Annotated in this window: 11 protein-coding genes; 5 read left to right on the top strand and 6 right to left on the bottom strand. The window is 63.6% G+C overall.

Annotated elements, in window-relative coordinates:
* Positions 1 to 23 precede the first annotated feature (23 nt).
* Positions 24 to 488, top strand: a complete 465-nt coding sequence (gene rirA, locus FJ492_RS00150; RefSeq protein ID WP_027144053.1) for an iron-responsive transcriptional regulator RirA — start codon at positions 24 to 26, stop codon at positions 486 to 488.
* Positions 489 to 520: 32 nt separating this feature from the next.
* Here the strand turns inward: rirA and FJ492_RS00145 are convergent, their stop codons facing one another.
* From FJ492_RS00145 to hemP, 5 genes are read right to left on the bottom strand one after another with little or no spacing between them, the layout of a single operon-like run.
* On the bottom strand, positions 521 to 1,312 hold the full coding sequence (locus tag FJ492_RS00145; protein ID WP_140751699.1) for a heme ABC transporter ATP-binding protein: 792 nt from the start codon (positions 1,310 to 1,312) through the stop codon (positions 521 to 523).
* A 24-nt stretch (positions 1,313 to 1,336) separates the two neighbouring features.
* On the bottom strand, positions 1,337 to 2,437 hold the full coding sequence (locus tag FJ492_RS00140) for an iron ABC transporter permease (RefSeq protein ID WP_140767940.1): 1,101 nt from the start codon (positions 2,435 to 2,437) through the stop codon (positions 1,337 to 1,339).
* 5 nt (positions 2,438 to 2,442) lie between these two features.
* Positions 2,443 to 3,351: a hemin ABC transporter substrate-binding protein gene (locus tag FJ492_RS00135; protein ID WP_140767938.1), complete on the bottom strand. Its 909-nt coding sequence runs from the start codon at positions 3,349 to 3,351 to the stop codon at positions 2,443 to 2,445.
* 10 nt (positions 3,352 to 3,361) lie between these two features.
* Positions 3,362 to 4,417: a hemin-degrading factor gene (locus tag FJ492_RS00130; RefSeq protein ID WP_140767936.1), complete on the bottom strand. Its 1,056-nt coding sequence runs from the start codon at positions 4,415 to 4,417 to the stop codon at positions 3,362 to 3,364.
* 23 nt (positions 4,418 to 4,440) lie between these two features.
* A complete protein-coding gene (hemP, locus tag FJ492_RS00125; protein ID WP_027051401.1) occupies positions 4,441 to 4,647 on the bottom strand; it encodes a hemin uptake protein HemP in 207 nt (68 codons plus the stop codon).
* Positions 4,648 to 4,847: 200 nt separating this feature from the next.
* Between hemP and FJ492_RS00120 the strand changes: the two genes are divergently transcribed.
* The 4 genes from FJ492_RS00120 (at position 4,848) to FJ492_RS00105 (ending at position 8,919) form a co-directional block, all read left to right on the top strand.
* Positions 4,848 to 7,037, top strand: a complete 2,190-nt coding sequence (locus FJ492_RS00120; RefSeq protein ID WP_140767934.1) for a TonB-dependent hemoglobin/transferrin/lactoferrin family receptor — start codon at positions 4,848 to 4,850, stop codon at positions 7,035 to 7,037.
* A gap of 2 nt (positions 7,038 to 7,039) precedes the next feature.
* On the top strand, positions 7,040 to 7,477 hold the full coding sequence (locus tag FJ492_RS00115; RefSeq protein ID WP_140767932.1) for a hypothetical protein: 438 nt from the start codon (positions 7,040 to 7,042) through the stop codon (positions 7,475 to 7,477).
* Positions 7,478 to 7,700: 223 nt separating this feature from the next.
* A complete protein-coding gene (locus FJ492_RS00110) occupies positions 7,701 to 8,543 on the top strand; it encodes an energy transducer TonB (protein ID WP_246675839.1) in 843 nt (280 codons plus the stop codon).
* A gap of 61 nt (positions 8,544 to 8,604) precedes the next feature.
* Entirely contained in the window at positions 8,605 to 8,919 is a 315-nt protein-coding gene (locus FJ492_RS00105) for an antibiotic biosynthesis monooxygenase (protein WP_140502697.1), read from the top strand.
* A gap of 12 nt (positions 8,920 to 8,931) precedes the next feature.
* Here FJ492_RS00105 and putA read toward each other — a convergent pair whose 3' ends face one another.
* A complete protein-coding gene (gene putA, locus FJ492_RS00100; protein WP_140767930.1) occupies positions 8,932 to 12,540 on the bottom strand; it encodes a bifunctional proline dehydrogenase/L-glutamate gamma-semialdehyde dehydrogenase PutA in 3,609 nt (1,202 codons plus the stop codon).
* Positions 12,541 to 12,567: the final 27 nt, after the last annotated feature.

Genomic DNA, 12,567 nt, shown 5'->3' with positions numbered 1-12,567 from the left:
TGCCAGCGCTTTGTGAGGATGAAATGCGGCTTACCCGCCAAACCAACTACGCCATGCGCATCCTGATGTATTGTGCCGCCAACAATGAACGGTTGAGCCGCATCCCGGAGATCGCGGCCGCCTATTCGGTGTCGGAACTGTTCCTGTTCAAGATCCTGCAGCCTTTGGTCGAGAACGGCCTGGTCGAGACTGTCCGCGGCCGGAACGGAGGGGTACGGCTCGGCCGTGCCGCCGAAGCGATAAGCCTGTTCGACGTTGTGCGCGTGACCGAGGAAAGCTTTGCCATGGCGGAGTGCTTCGAGAACGACGCGGCCGAATGCCCGCTCGTCGACAGCTGCGCGTTGAATTCAGCGCTGCGCGAGGCGCTCAACGCCTTCTTCGCCGTGCTTGCCCGCTACACGATCGCCGACCTGGTGGCGGCGCGGCCGAATGTGCGCAACCTGCTCGGCATCGATCTGTTGATGGAGCGCCGCGCGCCGGCAGCTTGATCCCTGTCGCGTCGTGCGAGGTCGGCTGAATATCAGCTGACTGACGATTGCGGGAGCACGAACGGCATGTCGCTAGCCGGCAGCACGCCGACCTTGAGCCGGCAATCGAACACCTTTTCGATCAGCTCATCGCTTAGCACCTCCCGCGGCGAGCCGGTCGCGGCCAGCCGGCCGCGATGCATCACGAAGATGCGGTCGGCATACATGGCCGTCAGATTGAGGTCGTGCAGGATCGCGACCACGCCCCCGCCTCTTCTGGCGAAATCGCGGGCGATGTTCATGATGATCAGCTGATGCTTGATGTCGAGGCTGGAAACCGGTTCGTCGAGGAAGAGATAGCGCGGCCTGCCGTCGAGCACTGGCGCCCAGACCTGGCACAGCACGCGCGCAAGCTGGACGCGCTGCTGCTCACCACCCGAAAGTTCCTGGTAGAAACGCCCGGAAAAGCCATCGAGATCGACCCGCGCCAGCGCCCGCTCCGGCAGGCGTTCGTTCTCGCCGGGCAGCACCCCCGCGCGGCCACCGACCAGGCCAAGCCTGACGATCTCGCGCACCGTGAAGGGAAAGGACAAGGTCGTTGCCTGAGGCAACACCGCTCGCACCGTCGCAGCCTCGACCGGCTTCATCGTCGACAGCTCGCGACCGTTGATGACGATCCGTCCGGTATGGGCGAGATCCCCCGACATCGCCTTGAGAAAGGTCGTCTTGCCCGAGCCGTTGGGACCGACGATGGCCGAGATTTCACCCGGCCCGACTTCGAAATCGACATCAACGACAATACGCTTCTTGCCGATCGCCACAGAAACATCGCGCGCTTCGATCATGAAACACTCCAACAAGGTCCCAACTCACAGGTCGATCACGCCGCGCTTGCGCAACAGGATCCACAGGAAGAGCGGCGCGCCAGCGACGGCGGTGACGATACCGATCGGCAATTCGGCCGGCGCCACGATGGTGCGGGCGACGGCATCGGCGAGCAGCAATAGCGAGGCGCCGAGCAGCGCCGAGGCCGGCAGCAGGTAACGATTGTCCGGGCCGATCAGCAGGCGCAACAGATGCGGCACCACGATGCCGACGAAACCGATGCCGCCGCTGACGGCGACGGACGCCCCGACCGCCGCCGAGACACCAATGATGGCTGTGTATTTCAGCCGCTGCACCGGTATGCCGAGATGGCCGGCGGTGGCCTCGCCGAGCGCCAGCGCATTGAGGCCGCGGGCCAGGAATGGCATCGCCGCCAGCGCCAAGATGATGATGGGCCCTAGGGAAGCGATCTTGGCCCATGTCGCACCACCGAGCGATCCCAGTGACCAGAAGGTCAGGTCGCGCAACTGGCGATCGTCGGCCAGGAATATGAGGATTCCGGTCAGCGCCATGGCAAGTGCCGCCAGGGCTATGCCGGCGAGCAGCATGGTGGCGACCGAGGTTTGCCCGCGTCGCGTGGCGACCTCATAAAGCACCAGTGTGGTGGCGAGGCCGCCGAAAAACGCCGCAAGCGGCAGCGCGAGCGTTCCGAGCAAGGCGGTCGCCGGTACCAGCACGGTCCCGCCGAGCACGATGACGGCCACCGCGCCAAGGCTGGAGCCGGCTGAAACCCCGATCAGGCCGGGATCGGCGAGCGGATTGCGGAACAGCCCTTGCATGACGGCGCCGGAAACCGCGAGCGCCGCGCCCACCAGCATGCCGAGGATGACGCGCGGCAGGCGGATTTCGTAGACGATCAGACTGTCACGCGCGTTGAGGGCCGCATCGCCAGGGACGGTGCCAAAGAGCCAATCCCTGATGACGTTCACGGCGGATGCGTCCGACGCCCCGGATATGAGCGAAAGCAAGACGGCGATCGCCAGGCCCAGGCACAGCAAGAGGATGACGGCACGGGCGCGACCGGAACGATCGCCTTCGGATGCACCCATCGCCTTCACTGGACCGGCGATCGACTGGTCGGCCATGATGCTCAGTCCGTGACCTGTGCGCCATAAAGCGACACGGCGAGGTCGTGGATGGCGTCGGCCGTGCGTGGCCCGAAGCCGAGCAGATAGGCGCCATCGATGCGGATCAGCTTGCGCGCGGTGCCGGCCGGCGTCGAGGCTATGGATGGATTGCCGAACACTTCGTCGTCCGACACCGGCGGCCCGGCATTGCTCATCATCAGGATCACGTCCGGCCTGGCGGTGACGATCGCTTCGTCGGACATCTGCTTGTAACCGGAAAAGCCTTCCACCGCATTGACCCCGCCCGCCAGCTTGACCATGCCGTTGGCCGCGGTGTCGCTGCCGGCCGCCATGATCTTGCCGCCCTGCATCGAGAGCACGAACAGGACGCGCTTGCGCTCCTTGATCGATTCTGTCTGCTTTTTAGCGGCCGTGAGTTTGGCATCGAGCGCCTTGGCCAGCACCTCCGCCTTGGCCTCGACCCCGAGCGCCTTGCCGACAATGCGGACCTTCTGGAGGATGCCTTCGCGGTTGTACTGCTCGGGCACTTCGATGAAGGGAATGCTCGTCTTCTTCAGCACGTCGACGGCTTCCTTGGGGCCGCTGCCGTGCAATGCCAGTATGGCTGTCGGATTGACCGACAAGACGCCTTCCGGCGACAGCTGGCGCATGTAGCCGACATCGGGCAATTCGAGTGCCGCTTTCGGATAGAGGCTGCTGGAATCGCGCGCTACGAGACGCTTTTCCTCGCCAAGCGCATAGACGATTTCGGTGATGGAACCGCCAATGGCGGCGATCTTCGAAGGGTCGGCGAAGACCGAAACGCCTTCGGTGGCGCCGGCTGGTTGCATTGCCGCGAAAGCCAGGGAAAGGCCGATCGCGGAACCGATGATCGATCCGCGCAGGGCGGATGGTCTCGAAACAGAACGCATTACACTTTCCTCAGGCTGCCGTCGGGCTTGGAATGCGCGGCAGGTGCTCGGCCAGGAAACGCCAGTCGTCGCGTTCGCCCTCGCCTTCATGGCGCTTACCGAAGAACTGGATAATCATGTCACCATTGGCGGCATAGACCTCGAGCGAGGTGACATGGCCGTCCTTTGTCGGCTTGCGCACCGCCCAGACCTCGTGGATGTGGTCGATTCGCAGGTGCAGATGAAAGGTCTCGTCCAGCACATTGATCCACGGTCCCATCGTCTTGATCGACTTGACCGGGCCGGAATGGATCTGGATGCAGCCGCGGTTGCCCACGAAGCACATGATCGGCATCTCGCCTTCGGCGGCGTGATGGAACATGGCCCGGATCGCGTCATTGTCGAGCAGCCAGGCATAGTCCTGGCCGACCATGCGCACCGCCTGGCGGCGGCTGAGCTTCAACGTCTTCAGCATGCCGAAGAACTGGTGCACGTCCGTCAGCTGGCTCCAGCGGTCACGCAGATCGTCCAGGCTTGCGGTCCCTGCCTCGTTTTCCTCATCGAGAACGGGCCGTGAAATGTCGGTTGTCGGCTCCTGGTTCGACGATTCCAGTGAGGCGACCAGCTTCTGGTAGGCATAGAGGCTGGAGGCCGGGCGCAGATGCACCTTGTGCACCGCCTCGCCGGCCGCATCGAAGAACTGCAGGCTGCGGCGAATGTCGTCGCCGTCCCGCTTCTCCACGGCGAAGCCATGCGCCCAGACTTTCGGGAAGATGCGCAGGTCGATGTTCTCGCCAAGCACCATGGCATTGTGATTGCCGGTGACGGCCTTGTCATAGACCCCGATCTTCTCGTGCACCGCACTTTCGTTGCGGGTCAGCGCCATGACCTCGCCAACGGCCTCGAGACCGGTCAGGAGGTCGTTGACGCGCGGTTCGATGCGGACGGCGCCGTCGCCGCAATGCGCGGCGACCAGCTCGGCCTCCGAAATGCCGAGCTGGGCGGCAAGGTCACGCTCGCGCGTTTTCGTATTCTCGGTCCGTGCCCGCCGGATTTCATGCGGAGCGGGTTTTACGCGCTGGTCCATGTCTTTACCCCTGATGCCTTGCCTTACTTGTTGAGAATGAGCTTGCCCTGGCGGGTGATCTTCAGCCGGTAGAGCGCTCCATGATGTTCGATGCCGATCTCGTGCTCGCCCTGAAACAGCGTGTTGCTGGACAGCGTTCGCACCGCCAGCGGAATCCGATCGAAACGGGCGGAGGCATCGTCCGAACGGCGGACGCGATAGCGAAAATCGTTGGGATTGTGCGTGTTCATCTGGGTCGATCCCTTTCCTGTGCCGGGCATCTGGCTAGGCGTTGCGAAATTGCCGATTCATTTCTTGACTCGAATAATCATGTTTACTAGTCAGTGCAATACCGGAGTAAATGAGTCAACATTTAAGATGCCGGATACGATCGAAAATGCCAGCAAGCCCCGGGCCAGCCAGCATGGAACCTGGAATTTGGAGTTGGGGCATGGGGTTGATGAACTGGGAATGGCGCGGCCGGTCGAAGGCGAACCGTGCAATGGCTTCGCTTGCAAGCGTGGCGGCGATCGCCCTATCCGCGCCATCGGCGCACGCGCAACAGGCGACGCAGCCGGCGAGCGAGCAGACCGGTCAATCGAAAAAGATTGATCAGGAAAAAGCAGCTCCCTCGGGCGCGACGCTGCTCGACAAGATCCTGGTGCTCAGCCGCACCGGCGAAACGGCGATCGAATCGCTGGCTTCGGCCAGCCACGTCGACCAGGAGCAACTCGACCGCCGCATGGCGACGACGCCAAACGAAATGCTGCTCGGCGTACCAGGTGTCGCCGCGCAGGCAGACGCCAGGCGCGTCAGCACCAGCATCAACATCCGAGGCCTGCAGGATTTCGGCCGCGTCGCAGTAATCGTCGATGGCGCGCGCCAGAATTTCCAGCGTTCCGACCACGGCACCCAGTCGACCTTCTACATCGATCCCGAACTGGTCAAATCCCTCGACGTGATCCGCGGTCCGGTCGCCAACACCTATGGTTCTGGCGCCATTGGCGGCGTCGTCTTCTTCGATACCAAGGATGCGCTGGATTTCCTCAACCCTGACGAAACCTGGGCAGGCTCCGTTACTGGACGCTACGAAAGCAACGGCAAGGGCTGGACATCAAGCGCATCCGGCGCCTATCGGATCAATCAGAACTGGGACGTGCTGGGCAACATCGTCTACCGCGACTACGACAACTACAAGGACGGCGACGGCGACACCGTCAACGGCACTGGTTTCGACGTGCTGAGCGGCCTGCTCAAGACCACCATCCGGCCGACCGAGAACAGTGAACTGAAGCTTGGCTGGGTCGGCTCTAGCGATGGCTGGAACGAGACCAGCGGCGGCCTGTCTGTGAATGACGTCGACCTGAAGTCGAACACCTTCACGGCCCGCTACAACATCACGGACGAAGACAAGAGCTGGCTCGATCTCCACATCAACACCTCCTACAACAAGACCAATCTCGACCTGACCAGTCTTGTGCCGCAGAACCGCTTCGATCCGGTGACCGGTTTTCCCGTGGTGCTGCCGACAGGATCGCGGTCGACATTCGATGTCGGCACGACCGGCATCGATATCTGGAACACGTCACGGTTCGAGACGAGCGGCATCGCGCATGAACTGACCTATGGCGGTGACTGGGTCGGCGACAGCGTCAAGACGGGCGGCGCTGCCGGCGGCGACAGTTTCTACACCCCTTCTGGCAAGCGGAATGTGTCGGGCGCCTACGTCCAAGACAAGCTCAGCTGGGACTGGCTCGAAGTCATCGCCGGCCTGCGCTACGACAGCTATAGCCTGAAGGATGACACGCACGATATTTCCGGCGACAGGCTATCGCCGCGCGTCACGGTCGGTGTCTCGCCGTTCGAGAGCGCCGGGCTTGCCGGCCTGCAATTCTACGGCACCTATGCGGAAGGCTATCGCTCGCCGTCGATCACGGAAACGCTGATCAGCGGCAACCATCCGGCTGGCGTCAGCTTCCCGTTCCTGCCCAATCCAAATCTGCGGCCTGAAACCGGCAAGACGACCGAGTTCGGCGTCAACTACAAGCAGAACGACATCTTCGAGGCTGGCGACGCACTCCGTATCAAGGCGGCCTATTTCAACAACGATGTCGACGACTATATCGACGGAGTAACGCTGTCGCCGTTCGCTCCAGGCAGCGGCTGCCCCTTCGGCCCCGGCATCCCGATCTGCTTCCAGTATCAGAATTTCGCCAAGGCCAAGATCGACGGCCTCGAGCTGGAAGGTGTCTACGACGCGGCATGGGGCTACGCCGGCCTCTCGGCTTCGATCACAAATGGCCACACGGTTTCCTACAAGGGTGTGGAAGCCGACCTCGCCACCATTCCTTCCTCTCAGGTCACCGCTCAGCTCGGCTTGCGCTTCCTCGAGGACAAGCTGACCGTCGGCGGCGAGGTACAGTATAACGGCAAGCCGAAGGGCAATGCGGTGGCCACGGACTACATACTGGTCAACGCATTCGCCAGCTATCAGGCGACCGACAATCTGAAAGTCGATTTCCGTGCCGACAACCTGTTCGACGTCAAATACGCCAACCCGCTGAACGGTGGCACGACGGTCGCTGTCCATGAACCGGGCATCACGCTGAAGCTGGCCGCAACCATGCGATTTGGAGGCTGAGCATGACGAGCTTGACGACATCCCTTCGTCTGCTGACCTCGACGCTGGCGATGTCGCTCGCGATCGTTCCGGCGTGGGCTGAACAGTCCGCGCCGGTCCTGATCATCGAACTCAATGCCGCGCAAGCTTCCGACAAGGGCTGCCGGCTGACCTTCCTGGTCAACAACAATATCGGCGCCGGCCTCACCAAGGCGACGTTCGAGATCGCCCTGTTCAACGAGGCCGGGGTGGTCGACCGGCTGACGGTGCTCGACTTCAAGGATTTGCCATCGGGCAAGACAAAGGTGACGCGCTTTGACCTGGCCGGCACCGACTGCACCAAGGTCAGCCGTGTGCTGATCAACAGCGCGACGGAATGCGCCGGCACGGGCCTCGAACCGGCCGCCTGCTTGCGCAAGCTGAAGACGGACACCAGGACCGGAGTTGCTTTCGGCGTCTGATGTGGGACCAGAACTGCTGTTCGAGCCAGCCTATCTTGATTTGACAATGGCGCCTGGGCCGCTGCATTTTCCGCCGCGCGACATGCAGGAAATCAGTTCCTTCCCCACTGCCGGCGACGAGTTGGCCATCGTGCCGGCCGAGCCGCTTGCCCAGACGCGGCCGCCTGCCGGCACCGGCAAATGGCCGGCTGCGATCGTCGTTTCCTGCCTGCTCCACGCAGGCGTGGCGGCGGCCTTTTTTATATCGCCAACGGGAACGTTCGATCTCCAGGGCGGGGTGCAGTCGGAAGGCAGCGATCACTCAGGAGACAAGGTGGTCGGTAGCGCCCTGGACAAGGACCCGGCGGCGATGAATGTCACGCTGGTGCCGAATCCGCAGCCGGCCAAGCAGCAACCGGCAAAGGCAGCGGGGTCAATGCCACCGACACAACCTCCACGTCCCGCGCAGGAAGGCGCGAAGCCCCCTCCCGAGCCTCTGCCGGAACCTGTCAAGCTGCCGGCGGGCACGCCGGACATACTGGTGGCGGGGACGCCGCGTTCCGATGACCAGAGCGTGGCGCCTCCCGGAACTGAAATGCCGGCGCAACCGACCGTGCAGGCCGAGGACACCGAAACGCCTGCCTCGGTTCCAGAGCAGCCGCAGGTTCCCATCGCAAGGCCGAGCCCGGAAAGTGCTCCAGCAAATGCCGGCGAACCATACGAGAAGCGCGGCTCGGCTGACGGCCATGAAATCAAGGCGGCCATTGCCAGCAAAGGGAGAAAGCAAAGCGAGGCCGGCAACGCGGCGGCTTCCCGCTATAGCGGCGAAGTGGCCAGCAAGTTGGCTCGCGCCAATCGCCGTGTATCGAAATCCGCGCAAACGACAGCCCGCAACAACGCGATGGTGGCATTTGTCGTGCTTGCCGATGGCAACGTTGCCGACTTGCAACTTGCCAAGAGCTCCGGCTCGCCGGAGCTTGATCAATTCGCATTGGAGCTGGTGCGAAAACAGGCGCCATTCCCGCCAATCCCGCCCGAGACCGGGATGTCGATCTGGCGCTTCAAGGCGCCAATCGGTCCGTTCTGAGCCGTGGCCATTCACTCAAGCCATCAATCATCAACGTTCGAGACCTGCTGAAAGGAACCCCATGTATATCGCCATGAACCGCTTCAAGGTGCAGACCGGCTCCGAGGCCGAGTTCGAAGCCGTGTGGAAGAACCGCGATTCCAGCCTTGCCGAGATGAAAGGCTTCCGCGAGTTCCATCTGCTGCACGGTCCGGTCAACGAGGCCGAAGGCTACACGCTTTTTGCCTCGCATACGGTCTGGGCCAGCCATGACGATTTCGTCGCCTGGACCAAGTCGGAGAATTTTCGCGCCGCCCACCGCAATGTCGGCACGACAAAAGTCCACTATCTCGGCCACCCGCAATTCGAGGGCTTTTCCGTTGTCGAAGGCGCGTAAGTATCGACCAGTCTATGCAGCGGCCAACAGGCTGGCATTGCCGCCCGCTGCCGTCGTGTCGACGCAGACCGCCCGCTCATGCGCATAGGCCGCCGGATTGAGCACCTCGCTGACCAGCGGCACGATCGGCCCGCTGCGCTCGGCGATGACCTTGCGCACGATGCGCGCCGCCTCGGGCGTGCCTGAAAAAGCAACGACATCGACGCGCAGCGAGCGCGCCTCGACCGGATCGGGGCGGCCATCGATGGCCGCCAGCGGCAGGCCTTTCCCCGTCAATGCGGAGAGGGTAGCCGGGGCACCTGGCGCCACCGCCAGCACCGCATTGCCGGCGGCGAGCGCCTGGATGGTCTGGGCTAGCAGCGTGTCGGCGTCCGGCCCGAGACACAGCACCCGGCCGCGCGGCGACAGCGACAGCGTGTTGGCCTCGCCGGTCGGGCCAGGCAAATCGACCTGGCCGAAATCGATGCTGGCGGCGGCACCGATCGCGGCCGCGCCCTTGCCACGCAGATGCTTCCTCAGGATGGCGATCCGGTCCGGCCGCGTCGACCAGCCGCCAAGTGCCGGATCGGGCAGATTGTCGGCAAGCTCGGTCGCCGTAACCTTGTGGCCTTCGCCAACTTCCGTGCCTGCTTCCGACCCCTTGCGGAAGCGCCTGACATAGTACGGGCCGCCTGCCTTCGGCCCGGTGCCGGAGAGGCCCTCGCCGCCAAATGGCTGCGAACCGACGACGGCGCCGATCTGGTTGCGGTTGACATAGATGTTGCCGGCATGGATGCCGTCGACGAAATGCTGCACACGCCCCTCGATGCGGGTGTGCAGACCGAAGGTCAGGCCATAACCCTTGCGGTTGATGGCGGCGATGACGCTGTCGATCTGATCGGCGTCGAAACTGGCGACGTGCAGCACCGGCCCGAACACCTCGCGCTCCATCTCCTCGATGCCCTTGACCCGGAAGACATGCGGCGCGACGAAGCGGCCGTCCTTGGGGGCTTCCAGTTTGGCGATCAGCCGCCCTTGCAGCCCCATCGTCGTGCAATAATCGCGGATCGAGGCCTGCGCCTCGTTGTCGATGACCGGCCCAATGTCGGTCGAGATCAGCCAGGGATCGCCGACGTTGAGCGCCTCCATGGCGCCCTTCAGCATCTCCAGCATCTTCTTCTCGACGTCTTTCTGCACATAGAGCACGCGCAGCGCCGAGCAGCGCTGGCCGGCACTCTGGAAGGCCGACGCCAGGATATCGCGCACCGCCTGTTCGGGCAGCGCGGTAGAATCGACGATCATGGCATTGAGACCACCGGTCTCGGCGATCAGCATGGCGTCCGGCACCGCGGTCTCGGCCAGTTGTTTTTCGATCAGCTTGGCAACCTCGGTCGACCCGGTGAAGCAGACGCCGGCAATACGCGGATCCGCAGTCAGCGGGCCACCGACCGATGGCCCGTCGCCGGGCAGGAACTGGATGACGTCCTCCGGCACACCGGCCTCGCGCAGCATCTCGACGGCGCGGAAGGCGATCAGCGGCGTCTGCTCAGCCGGTTTGGCGATCACCGAATTGCCGGTGACGAGTGCTGCCGCGACTTGGCCGGTGAAGATGGCGAGCGGGAAATTCCATGGCGAAATGCAGACAATGGCGCCGCGCGCTTGCGTGCCCGCCTCGGCATTCGCCGCCTCGGTGGCGTAATAGCGCAGGAAGTCCACGGCCTCGCGCACCTCGGCGACGCCGTCTGCCAACGATTTACCGGCTTCGCGCGTAGCGAGCGCAAAGAACTCGACGGCATTGGCCTCGTAAAGGTCAGCCGCGCGGTTGAGGATGCCGGCACGCTCGGCGACCGGCCGTTTTGCCCAGGCCGGCTGCGCCTCCACCGCGATGCGCACGGCGGTCGCGACTTGCTTGGCGGCGGCCTCGTGAACCATGCCGACGACCTCGGAAGGTTTTGCCGGATTGACGATCGGGCGCTGCTTGCCGTAGCCGGCGGCGCGCGTGATCGGCTTGGCGTGCCAGCGATCGGGACCCGCGAATGCCGCTTTGGCCTGGTCGATAGCAGCCAGCGTCACCGCATCGGTAATGTCGAACCCTTTCGAGTTGCGACGGCCCGCGCCAAATATCTGGGAAGGCCGGGCAATCGTCGGATTGGCGGCGGTACCCTGGCGTTCGACCGTTTCCAATGGATCACGCGCGATGTCCTCCGGCTTGACGTCCTCATCGGTCAGCTGATGCACGAAGGAGGAATTCGCCCCGTTCTCCAGCAGTCGACGGACCAGATAGGCAAGCAGGTCCGAATGCGCGCCGACCGGCGCGTAAATGCGGCAACGCGTGCCCTCCGACCGGCGCACGGTTTCGTGCAAGGCCTCGCCCATACCGTGCAGGCGCTGGAATTCGAAGGTGTCGCGGTTGTCCGCCATCGACAGAATGGCGGCGACGGTGTGGGCATTGTGGGTGGCGAATTGCGGATAGATTCGGTCGGTCATCCCAAGCAGTTTTTTCGCGCATGCGATGTAGGAAACGTCGGTGTTGGCCTTGCGCGTGAACACGGGATACCCTGACAGTCCGAGCGTCTGCGCACGCTTGATCTCGGTGTCCCAATAAGCGCCCTTGACCAGCCGAACCATGATGTTGCGATTGTTTTTTTTAGCCAGCGCATAGAGCCAGTCGATGGTGAAAGCCGCGCGCGGGCCATAGGCCTGCACGACGACGCCAAAACCATTCCAGCCGGCGAGTTCCGGTTCGGCCAGCACCCGCTCGATGACATCGAGCGACAGATCCAGACGATCCGCTTCCTCGGCATCGATGTTGAGGCCCATCCGCGAATACCGTGCGGCCAGAGCCAGCGACAACAGCCGCTCGGCCATCACAGGCAGCATCTTTTCCTTCTGCGCCACCTCGTAGCGAGGATGCAGCGCGGAGAGCTTGACCGAAATGCCGTGGTTGTACCGGATATCTGGCCCGTTCGAGCCGGCATCGAGCGAGGAAATGGCGTCGGCATAGGCCTTGTGGTAGCGCAAGGCGTCGGCCTCGGTGCGAGCCGCTTCGCCCAGCATGTCGAAGGAATAGAGATAACCCTTCTGGGTCATCGGCCGGCCGCGCTTGACGGCTTCCGCGATCGTGCGGCCAAGCACGAATTGTTCGCCCATCTCGCGCATGGCGGCGGCCACCGCCTTGCGGATGACGGGTTCGCCCAGCCTTCGCACCATCGAGCGCAGCGTGCCTTCGATGCCCCCCTCGCCTTCGTCGAGCACCCGGCCGGTCAGCATCAATGCCCAGGTCGAGGCATTGACGAAAATGGAACTCGAACCACCGGAATGCGCCGACCAGTCGTGCGGCGCGATCTTGTCGGCGATGAGATCGTCCATCGTCTCGGTGTCGGGCACGCGCAACAGCGCCTCGGCCAGGCACATCAGCGCCACGCCTTCCTTGGTGGAGAGACCGTAGGCGGAGAGGAAGACCTCCATCAGCCGGGGATCGGTGGAGCCCCGTACCGCCCGCACCAGGTCGGTCGCGCGGGCCGAGATCGCCTTGCGGTGTCCGGCAGAAAGCCCGGTCGCCTCGGCCAATCGCTTAACCGCTGCGTCTTCGTCGGGCAAATAATTGGCACGGATCTGCTGGCGGATGGCGTCGAGCGGCATGGCGGTCCTATGAGCAAGCATAAGGGA

This window comes from Mesorhizobium sp. B2-5-4 (assembly GCF_006441095.1).
Classification (GTDB): domain Bacteria; phylum Pseudomonadota; class Alphaproteobacteria; order Rhizobiales; family Rhizobiaceae; genus Mesorhizobium; species Mesorhizobium salmacidum.
The sequence above is the reverse complement of the archived record's forward strand: the minus strand, read 5'-3'. Positions and strand labels throughout refer to the sequence as shown.